Genomic DNA, 24,994 nt, shown 5'->3' with positions numbered 1-24,994 from the left:
GCGCGGGTTTGCCCCGGCCACGTCGCAAGACGCCGGGGGACTATTTAGTGATCAAGACCATTACTACCAGCAGCGCCCTTGCGCTGATCTGTATCGGAAAACCGGCATTTGCCGAAACCTCTGAAAAGGCATCGCAAACAAGCGCGGATGCAGTCGTGGCGGGTAACGACATTGTGGTTTTCGGTCGCGGTGAGGCCATGATCGGCACTGCCAAATCAGCGAGCGAAGGAAGCGTCGGAGGGGCCGATCTCCTCGTGCGGCCTCTTCTCCGCGTGGCCGAACTGCTGGAAGCGGTGCCCGGGCTGGTTGCAGCCCAGCATTCTGGGAGCGGCAAAGCCAACCAGTATTTCCTGCGCGGTTTCAACCTCGACCATGGGTCTGACTTCAGTACCTATATCGATGATGTGCAGATGAACTTTCGTACCCACGGACATGGTCATGGCTATCTCGACCTCAACGGCCTCATTCCGGAGATCGTGGGCCGGGAGGATTTTCGTAAAGGGCCCTACCGCGCCGATGGCGGTGATTTCGCTCTGGCGGGAGCAGCCTATATGACGACCATCAAGGGTTATGACCGGCCATGGGCATCGGCCGAGACTGGTTCATATGGTTGGCGCCGCGTCGCTGCGGGTGGAACATTGCACGACCTGGGCGGCGGAGACCTCACGCTTGTCGCCCAGGCCAAGGCCTATGACGGACCGTGGCAGGAACCTGAACGTCTGCGCCATTACTCGGGGTTCGCGAAATATAGCATGCCGACCGGTGCGGGCACATTGGAGGCATCTCTCCATGCCTACCGGGCGACATGGCACCCAACCGAGCAAATCCCCGAGCGCATTATCGGCACGGCGTTGTGTGCGGATGTGTTCTGCTCTCCAGATCCTTCCGCGCGGGGTGAGACGACGCGCCTGGTGGCTAACATCGCGGTCAAGCAACCGACATGGCGCGCCAATGTCTATGCCCAGTTTTACGACTGGTCGATGTTCTCGAACCCCACTTACACCGATCCGGATGGCACAAGCGCGCAGATCAAGCAGTTCGACCGGCGTTGGGTCCTCGGGCTGTCCGCACAAAAACATTGGGAAATCGCTGACAGTCTGGCTGTGAGCCTTGGCACCGAAAACAGATACGACGCCGTCGGGAATGTTGGTGTCGATCGAACGGCTGCCCGCGCATTTCTTGAATCTCTCGGGCACTTTCGGGTCGGGGAATTGTCTTCCGCGCTCTACGGCGAAGTCGCTTGGAAACCCTTGGCGGGACTGCGTGTGACAGGTGGTCTTCGCGGGGACTATTATCACTATTCCGTGCGTGCACGAGATTCTGTTGCGGCGTCGCTGGGCGAAGGCAGTGGCTCAGCGTCGATTCTCTCTCCCAAGGCGTCAATCGCCTATCAGGTTACGCCGCATCTTGAACTCTACGCCAACTGGGGCCGTGGATTCCATTCCAACGATGTTCGGGGTGCGGTCAACAGGGACACGCCTGTTCCCGTTCTGGTTCGCGGCATCGGCAAGGAACTGGGAGGACGCATTCAATTCTCCGGGGTCACGTTAACCGCGACTTACTGGTGGCTGCATGTCGGCAGCGAACTTCGTTTCATTGGCGATTCCAATGCTGTTGAACCGTCGGGTGCCAGTGGGCGTCATGGCTATGAAATCGTCGCCTTCTGGCGGCCGTTCCCTTGGCTTGCGCTTGATGGAAACTATACCGCCAGCCATGCGCGCTTCGACAATGGCGATCACATCCCCAATGCATTTGAGAACGCGGCTTCAGCCGGTGCCGCCATCATTCTTGATCCCTGGGAAGCCAGCATTCGGGTGCGCCACCTTGGACCTTCTCCGCTTGTCGAGGACAACAGTGTCCGGGATCGAGGCAGCACCGTCATGAATGCCCGGGCCGCGTGGAAGGGCAAGAAGGTCGAGATATTTGGAGAAGTGCTGAACATCTTCGACAGCCGGGACAAGGACATCGCCTATTATTACGAGTCCTACATCCCCGCCTTCGATGCAGGTGCTCCGGTGGAAGGCCGGTTGAGCCGCGTGGTCGAGCCTCGAACTGTGAGGATTGGCGCAAAGGTCAATTTCTAGCGAAATCCCTTGATGGGCGGCGCTGCAGCACGTCTGCGGCGCCATCCTTCGTTTGTATATTCCTCAATCGCCGAGCCAATCATGCACCTCACGAAGTCACTGCCATCCCTGTCTCTGCGCCGACGAATTGGTGCCTTGTTTGCCGGATTGATCGCCGCCAACATTGGGGTCTGGGTCTGGGCATTCAGCCTGTTTCATGCACAGCCGTTAATGCTCGGCACCGCTGTGCTTGCCTGGGGGCTGGGCCTGCGTCACGCGGTTGATGCCGATCATATTGCGGCGATTGACAATGTGACCCGCAAGCTGATGCAGGACGGGCAGCGCCCGGTTTCGGTCGGATTCTGGTTCGCGATCGGGCATTCCGGAATCATTGCCATAGCATCGATCATCATTGCGGTGACGGCCAGCGCGCTGTCGCAGTTCGGCGCCTTCAAGGAAATCGGTGGCGTGATTGCAACCGTGATTTCCGCGCTTTTCCTGTTCACGATCGCCGGCATGAACCTGGTCATCCTGCGCTCTGTCTGGCGGACTTTTGCCCATGTTCGTGCAGGCGGCAGCTATGCCGAGGACGATCTTGATCTGCTATTGGGTGGGCGCGGTCTGCTTTCCAGACTGTTCAGGCCGATGTTCCGCCTCGTGAACAAAAGCTGGCATATGGCCCCGCTGGGGTTTCTGTTCGGGCTTGGGTTCGATACAGCAACCGAAGTTGCCATTCTGGGCATGTCGGCCAGCCAGGCCGCCGATGGCCTGTCGATCGGGACAATCCTGGTCCTGCCCGCCCTGTTCGCGGTCGGTATGGCCCTCATCGATACGGCGGACGGCGTGGTGATGCTGGGCGCTTATGAATGGGCCTTCGTGAAGCCGATCCGCAAGCTCTACTACAACATCACCATCACCCTGATCTCGGCCATCGTGGCGATTGTCATTGGTGGAATCGAAACGCTGGCCCTGATTGGCGACAAGCTGGCCCTTACGGGTGCGCCATGGCGGATCGCCATTGAACTGGGTGAAAATTTCAATGGTCTGGGCTTCGCCATCATCGGTCTTTTCGTGTTCTGCTGGCTGGCGAGTTACGCGATCTATCGATGGAAGCGGTTCGATGAAATCGAGGTTTCGGTCGGTGCCTGACCGTCCACGTTGCGTGAAGCAACATCATCAATTGGCTTGGCTGGCATTTTCGTCTAGAGCGCGCGGTGAAGGATCGGGGTAACCCGCCCTTCAATGATCGCGCCGGTGCCCCGCAAGGGGCTTAATCGGGAATGCGGTGCGGGAGCGTGCTCCCAAATCCGTGGCTGTCCCTGCAACTGTAAGCGGATAGCGCGATGCACATGCTCCTGAATTCAGGAGCAGCCACTGGGCAGCGCGCAAGCGCCAAGTCTGGGAAGGCGTGCATCAAGCTGTGACCCGCGAGCCAGGAGACCTGCCGGCGCACCGGTCGCTCTTGCCTGATCCAGGGGATGGTCACGGCACGGTAACTCTCCGTCTGAGCGACGAAGCTGTGTGGCTGGGGCTGCACGGGTTGCGTGGTTACGGGTGCTTTGTCGCGCCCGCCCGTCGTCGCGCGCCGACCGGACTTGTCCGGCAAGCCCCGCCGTGTCTCGCTCTGGCGCGCGGGGAAGTTACTATGCCAGACCTGTCCAAGGCGTCCCTGTCCAAGGTGCCGGTCACCATCATCACGGGCTTTCTGGGCGCGGGGAAAACCACGCTCATCAGCCACCTGATCCACAATGCCGGTGGCCGCAGGCTGGCCGTGGTGGTCAACGAATTCGGTTCTCTGGGTGTGGATGGCGAGATTCTGCAGTCCTGCGCCATTCCTGATTGCCCGGCGGAAAACATCGTAGAGCTGGCCAATGGCTGCATCTGCTGCACCGTGGCGGACGATTTCATCCCGACGGTGGAAAAGCTGCTGGCGCTTGATCCGCGCCCCGATCACATCCTGATCGAGACATCGGGTCTGGCGTTGCCAAAGCCGCTGCTCAAGGCGTTCGACTGGCCTGCGATCCGCAGCCGGATCACCGTGGACGGCGTGCTGGCGCTGGCCGATGCCGAAGCGGTCGCGGCAGGCCGGTTCGCGCCCGATGTGGCAGCGCTTGACGCCCAGCGCGCCGCCGATCCGAGCATCGATCACGAGACGCCGCTGTCGGAAGTGTTCGAGGATCAGCTGGCCTGCGCCGACATGATCCTGCTGACCAAGGTCGATCTGGCCGGACCCCAAGGCGTAGCCGCCGCGCGCGCGATCATTGCGGCAGAGCTTAGTCGCCCGGTTCCGGTGATAGAACTGACCGAAGGCGTGGTCGATCCGCGTGTGATCCTGGGGCTTGATGCCGCAGCCGAGGACGACATCGCCGCGCGCCCATCGCACCATGATGGTGAGGATGATCACGAACACGACGACTTTGACAGCACCGTTATCGAATGGGGCGAGATCGCCGATCCGGCGGCGCTGGTCGCGCGGATCGAGACGCTGGCCCGCGATCACCATATCCTGCGCGTAAAGGGCTATGCCGCCGTTGCGGGAAAGCCGATGCGGCTGCTGGTGCAGGCGGTGGGCGCGCGGGTGCGGCACCAGTACGATCGCCCGTGGCGCCCTGACGAGCCGCGCCGCACCACGCTGGTCGCCATTGCCGAGCACGATCACGTCGACGCCGATGCCATTCGCGCGGTGCTGCTGGCGTAAGGCGCGGGCCATGCACGTCATTTTCCGCGAAACGCACGGGATGGAGGAAACCGCCGTCCCGCAGGATCTGGGGCAAGAGCCCGCGGATCTTGTGGTCCTGTCCTTTTCGGACAGCGATCTGGGGGCGTTCGCGGCGGCATGGCATCAGGCCCGTGCAGACGATGCGACATTTCCTTCGCTGCGGCTCGCCAATCTGGCGGCGCTGATGCATCCGCTGTCGGTCGACACGTATGCCGAGCGGACGCTGTCGGGCGCAAAGGCGATCCTGATCCGGCTGATCGGCGGCACGCCCTATTGGAGCTACGGGCTGCAACAGGTCGAGGCGCTGGCCCGGTCGCGCGGGATCGTGCTGGCCGTGCTGCCCGGCGACGGCTTTGAGGATGCGCGGCTGGATGCGGCCTCGACCGTGCCGGTGACCGCGTTGCGCGAACTTGCGCAGTGGTGCGATGCTGGCGGTGCAAGGGCGGCGCAGGCGGCGCTTGCCGCGCTGTCGCAGCTGGCGGGGCTGATTGATGCCCCCGCCCGGACATTCGATCCGCTGCTGATGGCGGGAGGCTGGCATCCCGGCCGGGGCGTGATCGATCTTGAAGCCTTTGCGCGCGATCCCGCAAGGCCGCTGGTCCTGATCGTGTTCTATCGTTCTTACCTGACCGCCCACGATCTGGACCCGTTTGCCGCCCTGCATACCGCGTTCGAGCAGCGCGGTTTCGATGCATTGTCGATCTTCGTCCCCTCGCTGAAAGCCCCGCAGGTGCGCGAACAGGTGGACCGCTGGGTGCGCGGGCTTGGCCCGGCAGCGATCATCAACGCTACCGCTTTTTCCGCGCGGGGCGATGACGGCGCCACCCCGCTTGATGGCGCGGGCGTTCCCGTGTTTCAGCTGGCGCTGGCCACGTCCGGGCGCGCGGGATGGGCAGCGGCTTCGCGCGGGCTTTCCCCGGCAGACCTTGCCATGCACGTGGTCTTGCCCGAAATTGACGGGCGGGTGTTTGCAGGCGTCGCCAGCTTCAAGGAGGCGGGGACGCGCGATCCCGCGCTTGGCTTTGCCCGCACCATCCATCGCGCCGATGCAGGCCGGGTTGGGGCGATCACCGCGCGGGTGGCGGGCTGGATCGCACTTGCCCAAACGCCGGTTGCAGAACGGCGGGTTGCGCTGGTCCTGTCTACTTATCCCGGCAAGACATACCAGATGGCCCACGCCGTGGGGCTGGATGCGCTGGCTTCTGCCGAGGCGATCCTGGCCGATCTGGCCGAGGCGGGATATGCCACTGACGCGCAGGCCGGACTGGCAGCGCTCCTTCAATGCACACATCAGCACTGGCCGATGGCAGAGTACCGCAAGGCTTTGGCAGCACTGCCCGATACCCTGCGCGCTGAACTTTTCGCCGCATGGGGCGAGCCGGAAGCCGATGCTGCCGCCGCCGATGGCGCGTTCCGTTTTGCCGCGCTGCCCATCGGCAACGCGCTGGTAGCCTTGCAGCCCGAACGCGGCGAACGCGCCCATCGCGACGGCGACTATCACGACCTGTCCCGCTGCCCGCGCCATGGCTATGTGGCGTTCTACCTGTGGCTGCGCCAGCGAAGCGTGGACGCGCTGGTGCATATCGGCGCACATGGCACACTGGAATGGCTGCCGGGCAAATCAGTCGCGCTGTCCGATGCTTGCTGGCCCGAGGCGCTGACCGGCGCGATGCCGGTGATCTATCCGTTCATCGTCAACGATCCCGGCGAAGCGGCGCAGGCCAAGCGCCGGATCAGCGCGGTTACGATCGGGCACGTTCCCCCGCCACTGGTGCAAACGCAAAGCGGTGCGGGGCTGGCCCGGATCGAGGCGCTGCTGGATGAATTCTCCAACGCTGGCGGGCTGGACCCGGCCCGCCGCGACCGTCTGCAAGTGAACATCCGCGACGAAGCGCGCGTGCTGGGACTTGAGGCGGAACTGGGCCTTGATGACGCGGCCACGCTGGTCGAGGCGATCACCCGGATCGACCGCTTCGTTTGCGATGTAAAGGACAGCCAGTTCGGTGACGGGCTGCATGTGTTCGGGCGGGGAGATCAGGGCGCAGCCGAGCGGGCCGGATTGCTGGCGGCACTCGACGGACGCCGCGTTCCGCCCGGTCCCTCCGGCTCCCCCTTTCGCGGGCGCAGCGATGTGCTGCCAACCGGGCGAAACCTTTATGCGATAGACCCGCGCGCCGTGCCTTCACGCGCGGCCCATGCCCAAGGGGTGACACTGGCAGAGGAGCTGATCCGGCGGCATCTGCAGGATCACGGCGATTATCCGCGCGGGCTGGTGGTCGATCTGTGGGGATCGGCCACGATGCGCACGGCGGGCGAGGAATTCGCCATGGCGCTGCACCTGCTGGGCGCAAAGCCGCTGTGGGACACCGCGTCCGAACGGGTAACAGGCATCGAAATCCTGCCGCTGGCGCTGCTGGACCGGCCGCGTATCGATGTGACGTTGCGGATTTCCGGCCTGTTCCGCGATGCCTTTCCTGCGCTGCCGATACTGTTTGGCCAAGCGGTGCGCGCGCTGTGTTTGCGCGATGAACCGGCGGACTGGAACCCGTTTGCAGGGCAGGCTGCGGCACCGCGCGTCTATGGCCCGGCCCCCGGCAGCTATGGACTGGGTCTTGGCGATGCAGCCGAGGTCTATACTGAAGCGGCCCGGCGCGCTGCTGGTGAGGCATGGCTGGCGGCATCGGACCATGCGTTTGACGCAGCCTCCGATGCGATCGGAACCTTTGCCGATCCTGCCGGCCTGCGCCAGCGTGTTGAAGGAGCGGACGCCTTTGTCCATCTTCAGGACTTGCCCGAAACCGATCTGCTGCTGGCCGCCGATTATGCCGCGCACGAGGCGGGCTTTGCCGCTGCCAAGGCGCTGATCGGTGGTTCGGCGGCGCTCTACCACCTCGACAATCGCGATCCGGGGCGCACCGTTGCGCGCACCCTGACCGAAGAGATCGCCCGCGTGGTCCGCGCCCGCGCGGCGCACCCAGGCTGGGTGGCGGGCATGATGCGGCACGGCTTTCGCGGGGGGGCAGAACTGGCCGCGACGCTGGACCATATGGGTGCCTTTGCGCACCTTTCAGGCAGCGTACCGCCGCATCTGTTCGACCTTTATCACGACGCGACACTGGGCCAGACCGATGTTCGCGCATTTCTTGAACGCGAGAATCCGGCTGCGCTGGCGGCGATGGAAGCCCGCTTTGCCGCGCTCCATGCCGCCGGGCTGTGGCAGACCCGGCGCAATTCCATCCTCGCCAGCCTGCCAAGGCTTGAGGACAGGGCATGAGCAGTTTTGCGGTGAAGGGCTGGTGCCCCGATGCCTGGCACCCGATGATGGCGGGCGACGGGCTGCTGGTGCGGGTAAAGCCTCGGCTTGGCCGCCTGACGCGGGCGCAAGTGCTGGGCCTGTGCGATGCCGCCGTGGTGCACGGCAATGGCCTGATCGACATGACCGCCCGCGCCAATCTCCAGCTTCGCGGGGTGCCTGAAACTGGCTGGCAGGCGCTGCTCGACCGGTTGCTGGTGCTGGATCTGGTGGACCCTGACCCTGTCATCGAACAGCGGCGCAACATTCTGGTCGCGCCGGATTGGCGGGTCGGTGATGACAGCCATCGCATTGCGGGCGCGTTGCTGACCCGGCTGGATGAGTTGCCCGATCTGCTCGGTAAAGTGGGCTTTGCCATCGATGCCGGTCAGACCTGCATTCTGGGTGGCGAGGCGGGCGATTTCCGCATTGAGCGCGGCGGCGATGGCGGTCTGATCCTGCGCGCCGATGGCCGCGCCACCGGTATGGCGGTTGCTGCTGGCAGGGAAGTGGACGCGCTGATCGCGCTCGCCCACTGGTTTGCGGCCAGCGGCGGCGCGAAAGCGGGGCGCATGGCGCGACACCGGCTGGTCCTGCCCGAATGGGCCTGTGGCGACATTCTGCCCGCGCCGTCGGCTGCTTGCATCGTGCCGGGCCTTCATGATCTGGGCCTCCGTGATGGGAGTTGGGCCTATGGCTTGCCGTTTGGCCGGATAGAGGCGCGGATACTGGCCGGGATGGTGGAAGCATCGCCCGCCGCAGCGGTGCGGATCACGCCGTGGCGTGTGCTGCTGGTGGAAGGCGCGCCTGCCGTTTGCGCCGGTGGGCTGATCGATAATCCTGCCGACCCGCTGCTGCATGTCGATGCTTGCCCCGGCGCGCCCTGCTGCCCGCAGGCCTCGGTTGAAACCCGCGATCTTGCCCGCCGCCTTGCACCGCATGTCGCCGGGCGGCTGCATGTTTCGGGCTGTGCCAAGGGCTGCGCCCGCCAGCGCGCCGCCGATGTCACGCTGACCGGCCGCGATGGCCTGTTCGATCTTTCCCTGAACGCACCCGCCGGTGCGTTGCCAGTTCGCTCTGCGCTCAGCCCAGCCGAGCTTCTCGCCCATTTCGGAGCCGCTTGATGCCCCATATCTATGAAACCGATGGCGCGGCCATCTATCGCCAGTCTTTCGCCATGATCCGCGCCGAAGCCGATCTGGCGCCCTTTTTCGCTGATGAGGAACCGGTGGCGGTGCGCATGATCCACGCCGCCGGGATGGTGGACCTTGCCGCGCATATCCGCTTCTCACCCGGCTTTGCCAGTGCGGCGCGGGCGGCGCTGGCCGCTGGCGCGCCGGTGCTGTGCGATGCGCGGATGGTGTCCGAAGGGATCACCCGTGCGCGGCTGCCTGCTGATAATCAGATCATCTGCACCCTGAATGCGCCGCAAGTGCCCGACATGGCGCGGGCAATGGGTAACACCCGCTCTGCCGCCGCACTGGAACTGTGGCGGCCGCATCTGGCAGGCGCGGTGGTGGCCATCGGCAACGCGCCAACCGCGCTGTTCCATCTGCTGAATATGCTGGAAGATCCCGATTGCCCGCGCCCTGCGGCGGTCATCGGCTGTCCGGTGGGCTTTGTCGGCGCGGCCGAATCCAAGGCCGCGTTATGGGCCGCGCCGCCGGTGCCGTGCTGCATCGTTGAAGGGCGGCTGGGCGGCAGCGCGATCACGGTTGCTGCGATCAACGCTTTGGCGAGCGGCACCGAATGAGCGCGGCCCTTTCCTGCGGGACGATCCACGGCGTGGGTTTGGGTCCGGGTGCGCCCGATCTGTTGAGCGTTCGCTCTGACCGGCTGGTGCGTGGCGCCCGCCACGTGGCCTATTTCCGCAAGGCCGGGCGACCAGGACAGGCGCGGCGGATTGTCGAAGGAATGCTGCGCCCCGACGTGATCGAAATCCCGATGGAATATCCGGTGACGACCGAGATTCCGTTATCCGACCCGCGCTACAACGACTGTCTTTCCGCTTTCTATGCCGAATGCACGCAGCGATTGGTCATGCTGGCGCAGGCAGGCGAAGACGTGGTCGTGCTGTGTGAGGGCGATCCGTTTTTCTACGGTTCATTCATGCATTTGCACACCCGGCTGGCGGGCACGGTTCCGGTGGCAGTGGTTCCGGGTATCACCGGCATGGCCGGGGCGTGGAACGCAACCGGCATCCCGATCACCTGGGGCGACGATGTGCTGACCATCGCGATGGCGACCCTGCCCGAGGATGAACTGGTGCGACGCATCCGCGATACAGATGCGCTGGTGGTGATGAAGATCGGGCGCAACCTGCCCAAACTGCGCCGCGCGGTGGCCGCTGCCGGGCGCGAGGATGCGGCATGGCTGGTCGAACATGCCGCCATGCCAGGTCAGCGGGTCACGCGGCTGATCGAGGCCGAAACGGTCACGCCCTATTTCTCGATCCTGCTGATTCACGGCCAGGGGCGCCGGCCATGAGTGCCGGGGCCATGAGCGGCTGGCTGGCCATCGCCGGTCTGGGGCCGGGCGACGAGGCGCTGATTACGCCCGAAGTCACCGCCGCTCTGGCCGGGGCAAGCGATGTCATCGGCTATATTCCCTATGTCGCCCGGATCGCCCCGCGCGCCGGGCTGACACTGCATCCGTCCGATAACCGGGTGGAGCTGGACCGGGCCGCCCATGCGCTGGAACTCGCGGCGCAGGGGCGGCGCGTGGTGGTGGTATCATCGGGCGATCCGGGCGTTTTCGCGATGGCCGCCGCCGTGTTCGAGGCGCTGGAGGCAGGCCCGGCCCACTGGCGCGATCTCGACATCCGGGTGCTGCCCGGCATCACCGCGATGCTGGCCGCCAGCGCGCGGGCGGGGGCGCCGCTGGGTCATGATTTTTGCGCGATCAATCTGTCGGACAATCTCAAGCCGTGGAATTTGATCGAAAAACGGTTGCGGCTGGCGGCAGAGGCGGACTTTGCCATGGCCTTCTACAACCCGAGGTCAAAAGCCCGGCCCGAAGGTTTCGAACGTGTGCTGGAATTGCTGCGCGAAGTGTGCGGCCCGGATCGCCCGATCTTGTTCGCCCGCGCCGTATCGACGCCCGACGAGCAATTGCGGATCGTACCGCTGGGTCAGGCCCGTGCAGACATGGCCGACATGCGGACCATGGTGATCGTCGGATCAAGCCTGACGCGGATCATCGAACGGACAAGTGGGCGAAAGCTCGGTCCGATCCTCTACACGTCGCGTTCGGCCTTGGGTTCGGCGTCATGACCCAGCCAGACCAGTACATCTTCCGGGCGATAGCATTCGGCCCGGCCCGGAACGGCAGGGCGATCAATCATCAGGACCGGCAGGCCCAGATCCCGTGCGGCGATCAGCTTGGCCTCTGCGCCTTGCCCGCCAGCGTTCTTGCACACCACCAGATCGATGGCGTGCGCCTCCATCAATGCGCTGTCGCCTGTGGCGGTGAACGGCCCGCGATCGACGATCAGGGTGTGATGGGGCAAGCCCGGCGGCTGGTCTGGCGCATCGACAAAGCGCAACAGATAATGATGCTGCGGCTGGGCAGCGAAGGCTGCCACATGCATCCGGCCCAGCGCCAGCATTACGCGGCGGGAGTGCCCGGCCAGCGCTGCCACCGCACCGTCGATGCTGGCAACGCGGGTCCAGCGGTCTCCGGCGACCGGTTGCCACGCCCGGCGGGTCAGCGCTACATGAGGCACTCCGGCCAGGCGGGCCGCCTCCACGGCATGGCTGCTCATCGTTGCGGCAAAGGGGTGGGTCGCGTCCACCAGATGAGTCACGCGGTGGTGGCGCAGATAATCGGCCAGCCCCGCCACACCGCCGAACCCGCCGACACGCACCGGCACCGGTTGAGCGCGGGGGTTTTCGGTCCGTCCGGCATAGCTGAGCGTCGTCGCAATGCCCCGCGCGCCAAGCAGGCGGGCAAGCGCGCTGGCCTCTGTCGTGCCGCCCAGCAGGAGGACGTTGGGCATGGCTGATATGGCTCCTGAAGCGTGGTTGACGATCATCGGCATTGGCGAGGACGGGCCGGACGGCCTTTCCGCCGCCGCCCGCACGGCGCTGGCGCAGGCCGGACTGGTCATGGGACCGGCACGGCACCTGTCGCTGCTGCCCGCGATTACCTGTACCATGATCGAATGGCCAGTACCCTTTGCCGATGGCATTGCCCTGCTGATGCAACATCGCGGGCAGCGGGTGGTGATGCTGGCATCGGGCGATCCGTTCTGGTTCGGGGCGGGAAGCAGTGTGGCGCGCCTGCTTGATCCGGGCGAATGGGTGGCGATCCCCGCGCCTTCCACTTTCACGCTGGCGGTTGCGCGGCTGGGCTGGCCGGTTCAGGATGTGGCCTGTCTTGGTCTCCATGCCGCGCCGTTAGATCGGCTCAAGCCCCACCTGGCACCAGGGCGGCGCGTCATTGCACTGTTGCGCGATGGCGCGGCGGTGGCCGCGCTGGCGGACTATCTGACCGGCCAAGGCTTTGGCGCGTCAGCGTTGCATGTGATGGAAGCGCTGGGCGGGCCGCGCGAACGGGTTCGCACCGCGCGCGCCGAGGGGCTGTCTTTCACCGACATCGCCCATCCGGTAGCGGCCGGGATCGAGTGTGCCGGGCATGGCCCGTCCTTGCCGCTGACGGCGGGCCGACCGGACCACTGGTTTGCGTCCGACGGGCAGTTGACCAAGCGTCCGGTACGCGCGCTGACGCTATCGGCGCTGGCCCCGTGTGCGGGTGAGCTGCTGTGGGATATTGGCGCGGGATCGGGATCGATCGGGATCGAATGGCTGCTGGCCCACCTGGCCAACCGGGCCTGTGCGATAGAGGCGGATCCGGTGCGCGCGGACCGTGTGCGGGCCAACGCCGCTGCGCTGGGCGTTGATCGGCTGAAAGTTGTCGTCGGGATTGCGCCGGATGCCCTGCCACCGGGACCATTGCCCGATGCGGTGTTCATCGGCGGTGGTTTATCGGAAGCCTTGCTGGACACGCTATGGGCACGTTTGCCCGCCGGAACGCGGCTGGTGACCAATGCGGTGACGCTGGAATCAGAAGCGCTGCTAGCCCGGTGGCATGGCCAGAAGGGCGGGAGCCTCCTGCGCATCGAACTGGCCGACGCCGCACCGCTGGGCAACCGGCACGGCTGGCGCGCGCGCTATCCGGTGGTGCAATGGAGCGTGACGCTGTGATCATCGCCGGGTTCGGCTTTCGGTCAGGCGTCGGCCTGCCTTCGCTGCGCGCGGCGTTCGCGCTGGCGGAGCAGGGGCAACCGCCGGTGACGCATCTGGCCACGGCGCAAGACAAGCTCGCAGCGCTGCTCCCTCTGGCCGAAGCGCTGGGCCTGCCGCTGATGGGCGTGGCGTCCGATGCACTGGCTGCCGTTTCCACCCCCACGCGCTCCATCGCCAGCCTGAACGCTCGTCACGTCGGCAGCGTGGCCGAAGCGTCCGCGCTTGCCGCTGCTGGCGCGGGTGCGCGCCTGCTGTCGCCGCGCCACATCTCCCCCGATCGCATGGCGACGTGCGCCATTGCTGCCAGTGTCAACCTTCAGGGAACCCCGACATGACCGTCCACTTCATTGGCGCCGGTCCCGGCGCGCCCGATCTTCTCACTTTGCGCGGACGCGATCTGATCGCGGGCAGCCCGGTGTGCCTTTATGCCGGGTCGCTGATCCCGGTCGCCGTGCTGGATCATTGCCCGCCGGGCGCCCGGATCGTGAACACCGCGCCGCTGGAACTGGACCAGATCATGGCCGAAATCGCCGCCGCCCATGCCGCCGGGCACGATGTGGCGCGGCTGCATTCGGGCGATCTTTCGGTGTGGTCTGCCATGGGCGAGCAGTTGCGCCGCCTGCGCGCGCTGGACATTCCCTTTACGATCACACCCGGCGTCCCGGCTTTCGCCGCCGCCGCCGCTGCGCTGGAGGCAGAGCTGACCCTGCCCGCGCTGGCGCAATCGCTGGTGCTGACCCGCACACCGGGCCGCGCCAGCACGATGCCGCCCGCCGAAAGCCTGGCCAACTTTGCCGTGACCGGCGCGACGCTGGCCATTCACCTTTCGGTTCACAATCTGGCGCAAGTGGTGGCGGACCTGACGCCGGCCTATGGCGCGGATTGCCCCGTCGCGGTGGTCTGGCGCGCCAGTTGGCCCGATCAGCGGATCGTGCGCGCCACGCTCGACACTATTGAACAGGCCATCGCCGGGAGCATGGAGCGCACCGCCCTGATCCTGGTCGGGCGGGTGCTGGCGGCGCAGGATTTTGCCGAAAGCAGCCTCTATGCGCCCGGTTATGATCGCCGGTTCAGGCCGCAGGATGCCACGTCACGTTTTGGCGGTGCGGCCGAATGAGCGCGCGCCACCAGACTCCGGGATTGATGATCGCCGCCCCCGCATCGGGCACAGGCAAGACCACGGTGATGCTGGGCCTGCTGCGCGCCCTGACCGAAGACGGGCTGGCGGTGCAGCCGTTCAAGAGCGGGCCGGACTATATCGACCCGGCGTTTCACCGCGCGGCGAGTGGCAGGCCGTCGTTCAATCTCGATAGCTGGGCGATGGAGGACGATCTGATCGCTGCCATTGCGGCGCAGGCCGGGGGCGCGGACATGGTGCTGGCCGAAGGGTCGATGGGGTTGTTCGATGGCGTGGCCAGCAAGGGTGCGTCGGGCAATGGTGCCAGCGCCGACATGGCCCGCCGGATGGGCTGGCCGATCGTGCTGGTGCTGGATGTGTCGGGGCAGGCGCAGTCCGCCGCCGCCACCGCGCTGGGGTTCAGCAGCCTTGATCCGGGGCTGCCATTTGCCGGGGTGATCCTGAACCGCGTGGCCAGTCCGCGTCATGAACGGCTGGTGCGCAAGGGCATGGAGGCGGTGGGCATTCCGGTGCTGGGCGCCCTGCCAAGGCGCGGCGACCTGACCCTGCCCGAACGCCATCTGGGGCTGGTTCAGGCGGTGGAGCATCCCGACCTTGATCGCGCGATTGCCGAGTTTGCAGCGTTCCTGCGCGCCCATGTCGATCTTGACGTTATTCGCCTTGCCGCTGGTGCCGCACCACAAGCCGACGGCGGCAACCTGCCTGCCCCTCCGGCCCAGCGGATCGCCATGGCGCGCGATGCGGCCTTTTCGTTCGTCTACCCGCATCTGATCGAAGGCTGGCGGCGCGCCGGGGCGGAGATCCTGCCATTCTCGCCGCTGGCCGATGAAGCGCCTGCCGCCCATGCCGATCTGGTGTGGTTGCCCGGCGGCTATCCCGAACTGCACGCCGGGACCATTGCGGCGGCTGCAACATTCCTGTCCGGCCTGCGCTGCCATGCGCAAACGCGGCCCGTGCACGGCGAATGCGGCGGCTATATGGTGCTGGGGCAGGGGTTGATCGACAAGAGCGGAGAACGGCACCGGATGGCCGGGCTGCTGGGGCTTGTCACCAGCCATGCCCAGCGCAAGATGCACCTTGGCTATCGCCATGCCGAACTGCTGGTGCCGGTATCGCGCCTTGCCGCCGGGACCAGGCTGCGCGGGCACGAGTTCCACTATTCAACCATTGCCGAACAGAGCGACGCGCCGCTGGCGCTTGTGACCGATGCCGAAGGCGCGGCGGTGGCCGAAAGCGGATCGCATCGCGGCCATGTCACCGGCAGCTATTTCCACATGATCGCGCCCGCTTCGTGCCGAGATGCCCAATGATCGACCTCCACCTGATCGGTATCGGCACTGGCAACCCCGATCACCTGACAGCGCAGGCTGTCGCGGCGATGAACCGTGCCGACCTGATCCTGTTGCCGCGCAAGGGGCAGGCCAAGTCCGATCTGATCGACCTGCGCCGGGAGATCTGCGCGCAGGTGCTGACGGGGCCAACGCGGATTGTGGAATTTGACTTGCCAGTGCGCGGCAATGGGGCCACTTATCTGGATGACGTCAACGCTTGGCATGATGCCATTGCCGATGCGTGGCGGGTGCAGATCGCCGAACATTTGCCCGGCGGTGGCAAGCTGGCGCTGCTCGTCTGGGGTGATCCCTCGCTGTATGACAGCACCTTGCGCATTGCTGACCGGCTGCGCAGCGCGGGGGTGGAAATCGCCGTGCGGGTGGTGCCGGGCATCACCAGTATTCAGGCGCTGACCGCTGCCCATGCCATGCCGTTGAACCCGCTGGCCGGCCCGGTGACGATCACCACCGGGCGGCTGCTGCGCGCCCATGGCTGGCCTGCCGGAGCCGACACGATTGTCGTGATGCTTGACAGCGGTTGCGCGTTCGAGGGGCTGCAACCGCAAGGCATCACCATCTGGTGGGGCGCTTATCTGGGCATGGCGCACGAGGCGCTGGAACAGGGCCCCCTGGCGCAAGCCGGTCCCCGGATCGCGTTGCGCCGGGCGGAACTGCGCGCGCGCCATGGCTGGATCATGGATGTCTATCTCATGCGAAGGGAATTGGCCGATGGAACCTGAAAACCAAGTAGAAGTTGCAGGCGGCGATGCCCGCCACGCCGAAAAGATGCGCAAGAAGCAGACCGCGCAGGCCAAGATCATGGCCAGCAAGACCCGCGAACAGGGCCTGCTGATCGTCCACACCGGCAAGGGCAAGGGCAAAACCAGCGCGGCGCTGGGCATGGTGGTTCGCGCCATTGGCCACGGCATGAAAGTGGGGGTGGTCCAGTTTGTCAAAGGGGCGATGAAAACGGGTGAAAAGGCCGTGTTCGATGCCTTTCCCGACAATGTCGAATTCAAGCCGATGGGCGAGGGTTTTACCTGGGACACGCAGGACCGCACACGCGATATCGCGGCCGCCCGCGCCGGCTGGGACGAGGTCAAGCGCATGATCGCCGATCCCAGCTATCACATGGTGCTGGCCGACGAACTGAACATCGTGCTGCGGTATGATTATCTGCCGGTCGATGAAGTGGTGGCGGTGCTGACCGCGCGCGACATGATGAAGCACGTTATCGTCACAGGCCGCAACGCCCCCGAGGCGCTGATCGAGGCGGCCGACCTTGTTACCGAAATGACCATGGTCAAGCATCCATTCCGCTCCGGCGTGAAGGCCCAGGCCGGCATTGAATTTTGACCGGGGATCGAGTTCTGAGCGCGGTCCCGCCTGTGTTCGGCGCGGAATTTGCGGAGCAATTCATGCAATTGCTGCGCTGGCGGCGCGATGTCCGGCATTTCGACCGCCGCGCCGTGGGCGAAGCGGACATGCGCGCGCTGCTGGCCTGTGCCTCGCTTGCGCCGTCGGTCGGCAATGCGCAGCCGTGGCGATTTGTGCGGGTGCGGACGCCTGACATCCGCGAGGCGCTGGCCGCCCATGCCGATGGGCAAAGTGCACAAGCGGCGGAGCGTTATGCCGGGCAGGCGCGGCACGATCACTACCTGTCGCTAAAGCTGCACGGCTTGCGTGAAGCGCCCGAACTGATGGCGGTGTTCTGCGATGAACTGCCCGAGGCGGGGCACGGCCTTGGCATTGCCACCATGCCTGAAATGCTGCGATATTCCTGTGTGCTGGCGATCCACAATCTCTGGCTCGCGGCACGGCTGCGCGGCATTGGCCTTGGCTGGGTGTCGATCGTTGATCCGCCTTTGGTTCAGGCCATGCTGGATGTACCCGCGCATTGGTCGCTGATCGCGCTGCTGTGCATTGGCTATCCGGCAGACACATCCGACACACCCGAACTGGAACGGCACGGTTGGCAACCGCGTGAACCGTGGAGCGACCGGGTGTTCGAACGATGATTTTCAATCAAAGGACCAGAAAACCATGCTGATACCCGTGGAGGACGGCCCCGCTATCGTGGCCTGCAACACTTGCCGCCATAGCGCCGATGCGCGTGAGGACTCCGCCGGGACGCGCGGCGGCGCGCAACTGGTGGCGGCGCTGCGACAGGTACAGGAGAGCGACGCGCGCTATGCCGGGGTGGCGGTGCAGGAGATGCCGTGCCTGTTCGCCTGCACCGATTTCTGCACAATCCACCTGCGCGCGCCCGGCAAGGTCGGCTATGTTCTGGGCCGGTTCACGCCGGACGAGGACGCCGCCACCGCCATTCTGGACTATGCGGTCCACTATGCCGCCAGCGAACATGGCCGGGTGCCGTTCAAGCAATGGCCGCAAGGCGTGAAGGGGCATTTCATAACCCGCACCCCGCCGCAGGGCTTCGTTGCGGAATGAGCCGGTTTGCGTCCCTTGCCGCCTTTGAAGCGGCGCTTGAGCGTTTGCCTGTGGCCGATGCGGACGCCATCACCGCTGCGCGGGCGCGGCAGGCCAGCCTGACCAAGCCCGCCGGATCGCTGGGGCGACTGGAAGACATCGCGGTGTTTATGGCCGGATGGCAGGGCACGGCGCAGCCGGTGATCGAACAGGGCCGCGCGGCGATCTTTGCCGGGAATCATGGCTTCGTTGTCCACGGGGTCAGCGCCTTTCCCGCCAGCGTGACTGCCGCGATGGTCGGCAATTTCGCTGCCGGAGGTGCCGCCATCAACGCACTGGCCGGGGCCGCCGGACTTGATCTGCGGGTCATCGCACTCGATCTGGACCGGCCCACGGCGGACTTCACCATCGCTGCGGCAATGGACGAGACGGAGTGCCTTGCTGCACTTGCTGCCGGAGCGGCGGTGGTGGAGCCGGGGCTGCACCTGCTGGTCGTTGGCGAAATGGGCATTGGCAATTCAACCGCCGCCGCCGCGCTTTGCGCGCGCAGTTATGGCGGCAGTCCCGCGCAATGGGCCGGGCCGGGAACGGGCGTTGATGCGGGCGGAATTGCGCGCAAGGTAGCCGTGGTAGAGCGGGCGCTGGCCTTTCATGCCGATGCGCCGGACACCCCGTTTGAAATCCTGCGCCGGTTGGGCGGGCGCGAAATCGCAGGCGTTGCCGGGGCCGTGCTGGAGGCGCGCCGTCTGCGCATCCCGGTGGTGCTGGACGGGTTCATCAGTTGCGCCGCACTGGCGCCGCTGGCCGCCGCCGTTCCGGCGATCACCGATCATTGTCTGGCGGGCCATTGTTCGGCTGAACCGGGGCATATCCGCTTGCTGGAGCATCTGGGCCTTGATCCCCTGCTGTCGCTGGGGATGCGATTGGGCGAAGGCAGCGGCGCGGCGCTGGCCGTGTCGGTAATCCGGGCAGCGCTGGCCACGCACAACGGCATGGCCACTTTTGCGCAGGCCGGGGTGGCAGACGGCCTGTGAGCAGCTTTCCCCTTTATCTCCTGCGCCACGGTGAACCGGAAGGCGCGGGGCGGCTGATTGGTCTTACCGATGCGCCGCCTATTGCCGCCGGTATCGCGGCCTGCGCCGATCAGGCGCGGAATCTGGCGGCTGAAGTGCTGATCGCTTCCGACCTGTCGCGGGCGCGTTTGGCGGGCGAGGCCATTGCCCTTGCGACCGGTGTGCCGCTGTCAATCGATCCGCGCTGGCGCGAACTGGACTTTGGCGCATGGGACGGGATGGCTCCCGGCGATGTAGAAGGCGCGGCACTGGCGCGGTTCTGGGACGATCCCGATGGCCATGCGCCGCCCGGTGGAGAACGCTGGTCGGCGCTGGTGGAACGAGTATCCAGCGCCCTTGGCGATCTGGCCGCGCGGCCGACGCTGATCGTCACGCATGGAGGCGCGATGCGGGCGGCGCTGGCGGTGTTGTGCGGGTTTGACATGCACCAGACGTGGGCCGTTGACCTGCCCTACAATTGCCTGCTGACGTTGCGCGTCTGGCCCGGAGCAACCCCCACGGCACAGATCGCGGGGCTTTATCCGTGAGGGGCTTCATCATCGCCCTGCAATTCCTGACGCGGCTGCCTATGCCAGCTCCACTGCGGACAATCGTCGTGGATGATGCCGCGTTTGCCCGGTCGATGCGCTGGTTTCCCGCTGTAGGCCTGGTTATTGGTGCAGCGGTTGCGGGAGCCGCATGGGCAGGCGCGCTGGTCGATCACCGGCTGGGCGCATTAGCCGCACTGATCGTCTGGGTGGGCGTGACCGGCGCGCTGCACCTTGATGGCCTGGCCGACCTCGCCGATGCCAGCGGCGCGGCGCATAAAGATCGCGAGCGGCTGCTGGCCGTTCTGGCCGATCCCCATGTCGGCAGCTTCGGCGTTGTCGCGATTGTGCTCCAACTGCTGAGCAAGTTGGTGCTGCTGGATATGCTGGTGGATGCACGGGCGTTTGGCGCGCTGGTACTGGTGCCGTTTGCCGCGCGCATCGGCCCGCTGGTGTGGACATGGTGGCTGATGCCGCTGCATCAGGGGCTGGCGGCTCGATTCCGTTCCGCCATCGGCCCGATCGATCTTGCGGGCTGGGCGGCCGCGCTGGCAGCGGCGGCGTGGTTCACTCCGGCGCTGCTTGTCACACCATTGCTCGTTCTGTGGTGGGGGTGGCACGTGCGCCGCGCGTTGGGCGGGATTTCCGGCGATGGCCATGGTGCAGGCATCGAGTTGATCGAAACCGGCTTGCTGCTGAGCGTGGCAATCACGGGCCTATGGATACACACGACATGAACAGCTTCAGTTTTCACGGCGGCAGGTTGGCCGATGCCATGGCGCAGTTCGGCATGGGCAAGGCGCCGTGGATCGACCTGTCCACCGGCATCAATCCGCATGGCTGGCCCGGCGCGGACAATCTGGCAGTGGACTGGCAGGCGCTGCCCGACACCGGCGCGCTGAACGATCTGGAGGCCGCTGCCGCCGCCTGTTTCGGCACTGACCCAGCCCATGTCTGTGCCGTACCAGGCACGGAGATCGGCCTGCGGATGCTGGGTGACATCCTGCCCGGCGCTGCCATCCACGCCCAGCCCAGCTATCGCACCCATGGCGAAATGATTCCCCGCAGCCGCCCCGTAGCCCTGACCGAGCTGACCGGAACGGAGGAGGCGACCATCATCCTTGCCAATCCCAACAACCCCGATGGCCGGATCATGTCGCCTGCCACCCTGCTTGGCTGGCTGGCGGCGCGGCGCGACAGCGCAGCGTGGCTGGTCGTGGACGAAGCCTTTGCCGATGCCGCCCCGCACAGCAGCCTTGCCGCCCATGTGCAGGACGGACAGCGGCTGATTATCTTCCGCTCGTTCGGCAAATTCTTCGGGCTGGCCGGGGTGCGGCTCGGCTTTGTGCTGGGACCGCGCGCGCTGATCGCGCAATATCGGCAGCGGCTGGGCAGTTGGCCGCTATCGGCAGCGGCGCTGGCCATCGGCACAGCGGCATATCAGGATGTGGACTGGACAGCCGCCATGCGGATGGCCTTGCGTGAACAGGCGGATGCGCTGGACGCGGTGCTGGCGCGGCGGGGCTACAGCGCGATAGGTGCTTGCCCGCTGTTCCGGCTGATCGAAACGGACGATGCCGCCGCGCTGTTCGAACGCCTTGCGCGCCATTCCATCCTGACGCGGCCGTTCGATTACGATCCGCGCTGGCTGCGCCTGGGCCTGCCCGCCGACCGACAGGCGCTGGATCGCCTTGATGCGGCGCTGGCTGATGATTGATCTGACTGCTTTCCTGGCCTTGGTGCTCGACGCGGCAGTGGGCTGGCCTCAGCCGCTGTATCGCCGGATCGGCCATCCTGTGGGCATCTTTGCGCGGATTATCGCCGCGCTGGAACGGCGCTGGAATGTCCCCTCGCGTTCCGATGGACAGCGGCGCATGGCCGGGGCGGTCACCGTCCTGATCCTGCTGGGTATGGCGGGCGGTGCGGGCTGGGTGCTGCAAAGTCTGCTCGTGGCAATCGCCGGGCCTTGGGCCTGGCCCCTGATCGCTGTGCTGGCCTGGCCGGGTCTGGCGCAGCGCAGCCTGTACGACCACGTCCGCCTCGTTGCCGATGCGCTGGAGCGGCAGGATCTGCCAGCCGCGCGCGCCACAGTCGGCATGATCGTTGGCCGCGATACAGCCGCGCTTGATGACGCGGGTGTTGCCCGCGCGGCGATCGAGAGTCTGGCGGAAAGTTTCTGCGACGGGGTGGTCGCGCCGTTGTTCTGGCTGCTGGTGCTGGGGCTGCCCGGTATCTGGGCCTATAAAGCGATCAACACCGCCGACAGCATGATTGGGCACCGCGAGGAGCGATGGCGCGCCTATGGTTGGGCTGCGGCCCGCACCGACGATGCGATGAACCTCATTCCAGCGCGCCTGTCGGGATTGCTGATCTGCCTGTGCGGCGGGGGTGGCTGGCGGATATTGTGGCGCGATGCGTCCAGGCACGCCTCGCCCAATGCGGGCTGGCCCGAGGCCGCGATGGCTGGGGCGCTGGGGCTGCGCCTGGCTGGGCCAATCGCTTATGACGGGATTCTTTCGGACAAGCTCTGGATTGGGGAGGGAGACCGCCCGGCCCGGACAGAGGATATTTGGCGCGGATTGGGCATCTACGCCCGTGCATGTCTGTGCCTGTGGTTCATGGCGGCCGGTATTGCAGGAGGTGCAGCATGGGCGCTATAATGCTTCAGGGCACCGGCTCTGATGTGGGCAAATCCGTGCTGGTGGCGGGGCTGTGCCGCGCCCTGGTGCAGCGGGGTTTGCGGGTCTTGCCGTTCAAGCCGCAGAACATGTCGAACAATGCTGCCGTCACCAGCGATGGCGGCGAGATCGGCCGGGCGCAGGCCTTGCAGGCAATCGCCTGCAAGGTGGAGCCGCATACCGACATGAATCCGGTGCTGCTGAAACCGCAGGCCGACCGCACATCGCAACTGATCGTGCATGGTCGGGTGCGCGGCACATTGGGCGCGGGCAATTTTCGGCAGGCACGGGGCGCGCTGCTCGGCGAAGTTCTGGCCAGCTATAACCGGCTCCGCCGGGCGTGCGACATCGTCGTTGTCGAGGGTGCCGGCTCTCCTGCGGAAATCAACCTGCGCGCTGGCGACATCGCCAATATGGGCTTTGCGCGAGCGGCAGGCGTGCCCGTCGTGCTGGTCGGCGATATTGATCGCGGCGGAGTCATTGCCGCCATCGTTGGCACGAGAACGATCATCGACCCCGCCGACACGGCGATGATCCAGGGTTTCATCATCAACAAGTTTCGGGGGGATCCCGCCCTGTTCGCCGATGGCTACGCCCAGATCGAAAGCCTCTCAGGCTGGCGCGGCTTCGGCGTTGTCCCATGGTTGAGCGCGGCGGCGCGGCTCCCCAGCGAGGATGCCGTGGTGCTGGAGAGCGGCAAGGCGCGGGCTGAAAGCCGCAAGCTGATCGCCTGTCCGATCCTGCCGCGCATATCTAATTTCGATGACCTCGATCCGCTGAAGCTCGAACATGGTGTGGACCTGCACATGGTTCCGCCCGGCCAGCCGATCCCGGCAGAGGCCGCACTCATCATCCTGCCCGGGTCAAAGTCGACAATCGCCGATCTGGCCGCTCTGCGTGCAGAGGGCTGGGACATCGATATTTTTGCGCATCACCGGCGCGGCGGGCTGATCCTTGGGCTTTGCGGTGGTTACCAGATGCTCGGCAAAAGCATCGCCGATCCCGATGGGTTTGAAGGTTCGGCCAGCGCTGCCAGCGGCCTTGGCCTGCTTGATGTTGAAACGACCTTGCACGCGCACAAGGCGTTGCGTCCGGTCAGCGGGCTGGCGATGGGCGCGCCATTCCAGGGATATGAAATGCACATGGGGCAAACCAACGGGCCGGATACGGAACAGCCCTTCGCCGTTTTCGCCGATGGCCGCCGCGATGGCGCGATAAATGCGGGCGGCACGGTGTTTGGTTCCTATGTCCACGGCCTGCTGGCTGATGCGGAGCTGCGCCGGGCGCTGCTGTCGCGCATGGATGTAGAAGCCGGGGGCGTGGACTATGGCGCCTCTGTCGAGGCGGCGCTGGACGAGATCGCAGCCGCGCTTGAGGAGCATCTCGATATTGACGCGCTGGTGGCGCTGGCCATGGCGGAGAGACCCGCTTCCGTCCCGGCGGGAGACAGCGCATGAGCAGCGCCTTGTCCCACTTGCTGGTGCTGGGCGGCGCGCGTTCGGGCAAGAGCCGCTATGCGCAAGGCAGGGCAGAGGCCCTGGCGGGTGAACTGATCTATCTGGCCTCAGCCCAGGCCTTCGATGACGAGATGCGCGAGCGGATTGCCCTGCACCGTGCCGATCGTGGGCCGCGCTGGTCAACCGTCGAGGCCCCCCTGGAACTGGCGGAGGCGATCACGGTATATAGCACGCCCGAGACGGTGGTGCTGGTCGATTGCCTGACGCTGTGGGCTTCGAACCTGATGCTGGCGGAACGCGATACGGCTGCCGCTACGGAAGGACTGACGCGCTCGCTTTCAGCCGCACGGGGGCCGGTCATTCTGGTCGCCAACGAAGTGGGTCTGGGCATTGTACCCGACAACGCCCTTGCCAGAAGGTTTCGCGATGTTGCGGGCCGCATCAATCAGGAAATAGCGGCATTGGTTGAAGAGGCAGTCATAATGTTCGCCGGCCTTCCCTTGACGCTGAAACCTAAAGGATGAGCGGCTAGCCATACCACTTGCCACTGTGCAACTCGTGGGGGCAGGTGGTATGGAGCAAAGCCAGATCCAGCGTGTCGGTGAGGCCGCCGGCCATCATTGTGGTGCACAGCTGCCACTAGATGATGTAGCGGGAATAACGGTGTCTGCGGCTCGCTGATTAGCGACTACGCCTTCGGACGCGGGGATCCCCGACCGCAGAGGTAATCACCGAAGTGCGCCAGTGCTCGACTGTCGACCGGTTTTGACAGCCTGGCCCGTTTTTTGTCCCGGTGTTGACACCTGAGCCGGAAACCTTTTGCCCCAGACCCCCATCCGCCCCATCTCACGCTAGCTAAGGCGGGTTGCGGCGAAGCCTGCCGTTTGAGCGGCGCACGTCGAACGGCAGCATTGTCCCAGACCGGGTCATTCGAGCAAGTCATCCCACGTGGTGAATGAACGGCGAGTTTTAGGGAAGCCGGTTGGGCTTTCTATCCGACCGATTTGCTGGCTAGTTCAGCTTTGGCAGGGCAGTTGCCG

General features: G+C 65.7%; 24 protein-coding genes and 1 riboswitch. Of the genes, 23 read left to right on the top strand and 1 reads right to left on the bottom strand.

Features of this window, described 5'->3' with window-relative positions; genetic code table 11:
* The first annotated feature begins 47 nt into the window (after positions 1-47).
* From SARO_RS01730 to cobJ, 8 genes are all read left to right on the top strand, one after another.
* Entirely contained in the window at positions 48-2,084 is a 2,037-nt protein-coding gene (locus SARO_RS01730; protein WP_011444007.1) for a TonB-dependent receptor, read from the top strand.
* 81 nt (positions 2,085-2,165) lie between these two features.
* Positions 2,166-3,212, top strand: coding sequence for a HoxN/HupN/NixA family nickel/cobalt transporter (locus SARO_RS01725; RefSeq protein WP_083455652.1), 1,047 nt, complete (start codon positions 2,166-2,168; stop codon positions 3,210-3,212).
* Positions 3,213-3,298: 86 nt separating this feature from the next.
* Positions 3,299-3,527, top strand: a riboswitch (cobalamin riboswitch).
* Positions 3,528-3,708: 181 nt separating this feature from the next.
* Positions 3,709-4,761, top strand: a complete 1,053-nt coding sequence (gene cobW, locus SARO_RS01720; RefSeq protein ID WP_011444005.1) for a cobalamin biosynthesis protein CobW — start codon at positions 3,709-3,711, stop codon at positions 4,759-4,761.
* 10 nt (positions 4,762-4,771) lie between these two features.
* Positions 4,772-8,056, top strand: coding sequence for a cobaltochelatase subunit CobN (gene cobN / locus SARO_RS01715; protein WP_011444004.1), 3,285 nt, complete (start codon positions 4,772-4,774; stop codon positions 8,054-8,056).
* Positions 8,053-9,198, top strand: coding sequence for a precorrin-3B synthase (locus SARO_RS01710; protein ID WP_011444003.1), 1,146 nt, complete (start codon positions 8,053-8,055; stop codon positions 9,196-9,198). The genes cobN and SARO_RS01710 overlap by 4 nt, the downstream gene beginning before the upstream one ends.
* Positions 9,198-9,827 carry a precorrin-8X methylmutase gene (locus tag SARO_RS01705; RefSeq protein ID WP_011444002.1) on the top strand — a complete coding sequence of 210 codons (630 nt, stop codon included), beginning with the start codon at positions 9,198-9,200 and terminating at the stop codon, positions 9,825-9,827. The genes SARO_RS01710 and SARO_RS01705 overlap by 1 nt, the downstream gene beginning before the upstream one ends.
* Positions 9,824-10,561, top strand: coding sequence for a precorrin-2 C(20)-methyltransferase (cobI, locus tag SARO_RS01700; RefSeq protein WP_011444001.1), 738 nt, complete (start codon positions 9,824-9,826; stop codon positions 10,559-10,561). Before SARO_RS01705 ends, cobI begins: the two co-directional genes overlap by 4 nt.
* An 11-nt stretch (positions 10,562-10,572) precedes the next feature.
* On the top strand, positions 10,573-11,346 hold the full coding sequence (gene cobJ, locus SARO_RS01695) for a precorrin-3B C(17)-methyltransferase (protein ID WP_041549922.1): 774 nt from the start codon (positions 10,573-10,575) through the stop codon (positions 11,344-11,346).
* Here cobJ and SARO_RS01690 read toward each other — a convergent pair.
* Positions 11,310-12,071: a cobalt-precorrin-6A reductase gene (locus SARO_RS01690; RefSeq protein WP_011443999.1), complete on the bottom strand. Its 762-nt coding sequence runs from the start codon at positions 12,069-12,071 to the stop codon at positions 11,310-11,312. The genes cobJ and SARO_RS01690 overlap by 37 nt on opposite strands.
* Before the next feature lie 7 nt (positions 12,072-12,078).
* Between SARO_RS01690 and SARO_RS01685 the strand changes: the two genes are divergently transcribed.
* From SARO_RS01685 to cobU, 15 genes are read left to right on the top strand one after another with little or no spacing between them, the layout of a single operon-like run.
* A complete protein-coding gene (locus SARO_RS01685) occupies positions 12,079-13,278 on the top strand; it encodes a bifunctional cobalt-precorrin-7 (C(5))-methyltransferase/cobalt-precorrin-6B (C(15))-methyltransferase (RefSeq protein ID WP_011443998.1) in 1,200 nt (399 codons plus the stop codon).
* On the top strand, positions 13,275-13,655 hold the full coding sequence (locus SARO_RS01680; protein ID WP_011443997.1) for a cobalamin biosynthesis protein: 381 nt from the start codon (positions 13,275-13,277) through the stop codon (positions 13,653-13,655). The genes SARO_RS01685 and SARO_RS01680 overlap by 4 nt, the downstream gene beginning before the upstream one ends.
* Positions 13,652-14,437 carry a precorrin-4 C(11)-methyltransferase gene (gene cobM, locus SARO_RS01675; protein ID WP_011443996.1) on the top strand — a complete coding sequence of 262 codons (786 nt, stop codon included), beginning with the start codon at positions 13,652-13,654 and terminating at the stop codon, positions 14,435-14,437. The genes SARO_RS01680 and cobM overlap by 4 nt, the downstream gene beginning before the upstream one ends.
* Entirely contained in the window at positions 14,434-15,768 is a 1,335-nt protein-coding gene (locus SARO_RS01670; RefSeq protein WP_011443995.1) for a cobyrinate a,c-diamide synthase, read from the top strand. The genes cobM and SARO_RS01670 overlap by 4 nt, the downstream gene beginning before the upstream one ends.
* Positions 15,765-16,529, top strand: coding sequence for a precorrin-6A synthase (deacetylating) (gene cobF, locus SARO_RS01665; RefSeq protein ID WP_011443994.1), 765 nt, complete (start codon positions 15,765-15,767; stop codon positions 16,527-16,529). Before SARO_RS01670 ends, cobF begins: the two co-directional genes overlap by 4 nt.
* The gene (gene cobO / locus SARO_RS01660) at positions 16,519-17,145 is read left to right on the top strand and encodes a cob(I)yrinic acid a,c-diamide adenosyltransferase (RefSeq protein ID WP_011443993.1); all 627 of its coding nucleotides are present in this window, start codon (positions 16,519-16,521) and stop codon (positions 17,143-17,145) included. Before cobF ends, cobO begins: the two co-directional genes overlap by 11 nt.
* 14 nt (positions 17,146-17,159) lie before the next feature.
* Positions 17,160-17,807 carry a 5,6-dimethylbenzimidazole synthase gene (gene bluB / locus SARO_RS01655; protein ID WP_083455651.1) on the top strand — a complete coding sequence of 216 codons (648 nt, stop codon included), beginning with the start codon at positions 17,160-17,162 and terminating at the stop codon, positions 17,805-17,807.
* Positions 17,808-17,832: 25 nt separating this feature from the next.
* Positions 17,833-18,240 carry a DUF1636 domain-containing protein gene (locus SARO_RS01650; RefSeq protein ID WP_011443991.1) on the top strand — a complete coding sequence of 136 codons (408 nt, stop codon included), beginning with the start codon at positions 17,833-17,835 and terminating at the stop codon, positions 18,238-18,240.
* Complete coding sequence (gene cobT, locus SARO_RS01645; protein WP_011443990.1) at positions 18,237-19,253, top strand: nicotinate-nucleotide--dimethylbenzimidazole phosphoribosyltransferase; 1,017 nt, start codon at positions 18,237-18,239, stop codon at positions 19,251-19,253. The genes SARO_RS01650 and cobT overlap by 4 nt, the downstream gene beginning before the upstream one ends.
* A complete protein-coding gene (locus SARO_RS01640) occupies positions 19,250-19,819 on the top strand; it encodes a histidine phosphatase family protein (protein WP_011443989.1) in 570 nt (189 codons plus the stop codon). Before cobT ends, SARO_RS01640 begins: the two co-directional genes overlap by 4 nt.
* Positions 19,816-20,556 (top strand): adenosylcobinamide-GDP ribazoletransferase, encoded by a 741-nt coding sequence (locus tag SARO_RS01635; RefSeq protein WP_011443988.1) that lies wholly within the window; start codon positions 19,816-19,818, stop codon positions 20,554-20,556. The genes SARO_RS01640 and SARO_RS01635 overlap by 4 nt, the downstream gene beginning before the upstream one ends.
* Positions 20,553-21,536: a threonine-phosphate decarboxylase CobD gene (cobD, locus tag SARO_RS01630; protein WP_011443987.1), complete on the top strand. Its 984-nt coding sequence runs from the start codon at positions 20,553-20,555 to the stop codon at positions 21,534-21,536. Before SARO_RS01635 ends, cobD begins: the two co-directional genes overlap by 4 nt.
* Positions 21,529-22,479: an adenosylcobinamide-phosphate synthase CbiB gene (gene cbiB / locus SARO_RS01625; RefSeq protein WP_011443986.1), complete on the top strand. Its 951-nt coding sequence runs from the start codon at positions 21,529-21,531 to the stop codon at positions 22,477-22,479. The genes cobD and cbiB overlap by 8 nt, the downstream gene beginning before the upstream one ends.
* Entirely contained in the window at positions 22,467-23,954 is a 1,488-nt protein-coding gene (locus SARO_RS01620; RefSeq protein ID WP_041549915.1) for a cobyric acid synthase, read from the top strand. The genes cbiB and SARO_RS01620 overlap by 13 nt, the downstream gene beginning before the upstream one ends.
* Positions 23,951-24,478, top strand: coding sequence for a bifunctional adenosylcobinamide kinase/adenosylcobinamide-phosphate guanylyltransferase (cobU, locus tag SARO_RS01615; RefSeq protein ID WP_011443984.1), 528 nt, complete (start codon positions 23,951-23,953; stop codon positions 24,476-24,478). The genes SARO_RS01620 and cobU overlap by 4 nt, the downstream gene beginning before the upstream one ends.
* The last annotated feature ends 516 nt before the right edge of the window (positions 24,479-24,994 follow it).

The sequence above is a fragment of the Novosphingobium aromaticivorans DSM 12444 genome, from assembly GCF_000013325.1.
In the GTDB taxonomy this organism is placed as follows: domain Bacteria; phylum Pseudomonadota; class Alphaproteobacteria; order Sphingomonadales; family Sphingomonadaceae; genus Novosphingobium; species Novosphingobium aromaticivorans.
Note: the sequence above shows the minus strand (reverse complement) of the source record. Positions and strands in the feature narration are given on the sequence as shown.

Excerpts from the sequence above, each read along its gene's own strand:
- SARO_RS01710 (WP_011444003.1), top strand. The coding sequence starts at position 8,053 with ATGAGCAGTTTTGCGGTGAAGGGCTGGTGCCCCGATGCCTGGCACCCG.
- SARO_RS01690 (WP_011443999.1), bottom strand. The coding sequence starts at position 12,071 with ATGCCCAACGTCCTCCTGCTGGGCGGCACGACAGAGGCCAGCGCGCTT.
- cobW (WP_011444005.1), top strand. The coding sequence starts at position 3,709 with ATGCCAGACCTGTCCAAGGCGTCCCTGTCCAAGGTGCCGGTCACCATC.
- cobU (WP_011443984.1), top strand. The coding sequence starts at position 23,951 with ATGAGCAGCGCCTTGTCCCACTTGCTGGTGCTGGGCGGCGCGCGTTCG.
- cobF (WP_011443994.1), top strand. The coding sequence starts at position 15,765 with ATGATCGACCTCCACCTGATCGGTATCGGCACTGGCAACCCCGATCAC.
- SARO_RS01685 (WP_011443998.1), top strand. The coding sequence starts at position 12,079 with ATGGCTCCTGAAGCGTGGTTGACGATCATCGGCATTGGCGAGGACGGG.
- cobT (WP_011443990.1), top strand. The coding sequence starts at position 18,237 with ATGAGCCGGTTTGCGTCCCTTGCCGCCTTTGAAGCGGCGCTTGAGCGT.
- SARO_RS01705 (WP_011444002.1), top strand. The coding sequence starts at position 9,198 with ATGCCCCATATCTATGAAACCGATGGCGCGGCCATCTATCGCCAGTCT.
- SARO_RS01725 (WP_083455652.1), top strand. The coding sequence starts at position 2,166 with ATGCACCTCACGAAGTCACTGCCATCCCTGTCTCTGCGCCGACGAATT.
- cobI (WP_011444001.1), top strand. The coding sequence starts at position 9,824 with ATGAGCGCGGCCCTTTCCTGCGGGACGATCCACGGCGTGGGTTTGGGT.
- SARO_RS01620 (WP_041549915.1), top strand. The coding sequence starts at position 22,467 with ATGGGCGCTATAATGCTTCAGGGCACCGGCTCTGATGTGGGCAAATCC.
- cobO (WP_011443993.1), top strand. The coding sequence starts at position 16,519 with ATGGAACCTGAAAACCAAGTAGAAGTTGCAGGCGGCGATGCCCGCCAC.
- cbiB (WP_011443986.1), top strand. The coding sequence starts at position 21,529 with ATGATTGATCTGACTGCTTTCCTGGCCTTGGTGCTCGACGCGGCAGTG.
- cobN (WP_011444004.1), top strand. The coding sequence starts at position 4,772 with ATGCACGTCATTTTCCGCGAAACGCACGGGATGGAGGAAACCGCCGTC.
- cobJ (WP_041549922.1), top strand. The coding sequence starts at position 10,573 with ATGAGCGGCTGGCTGGCCATCGCCGGTCTGGGGCCGGGCGACGAGGCG.
- SARO_RS01650 (WP_011443991.1), top strand. The coding sequence starts at position 17,833 with ATGCTGATACCCGTGGAGGACGGCCCCGCTATCGTGGCCTGCAACACT.
- SARO_RS01670 (WP_011443995.1), top strand. The coding sequence starts at position 14,434 with ATGAGCGCGCGCCACCAGACTCCGGGATTGATGATCGCCGCCCCCGCA.
- cobM (WP_011443996.1), top strand. The coding sequence starts at position 13,652 with ATGACCGTCCACTTCATTGGCGCCGGTCCCGGCGCGCCCGATCTTCTC.
- cobD (WP_011443987.1), top strand. The coding sequence starts at position 20,553 with ATGAACAGCTTCAGTTTTCACGGCGGCAGGTTGGCCGATGCCATGGCG.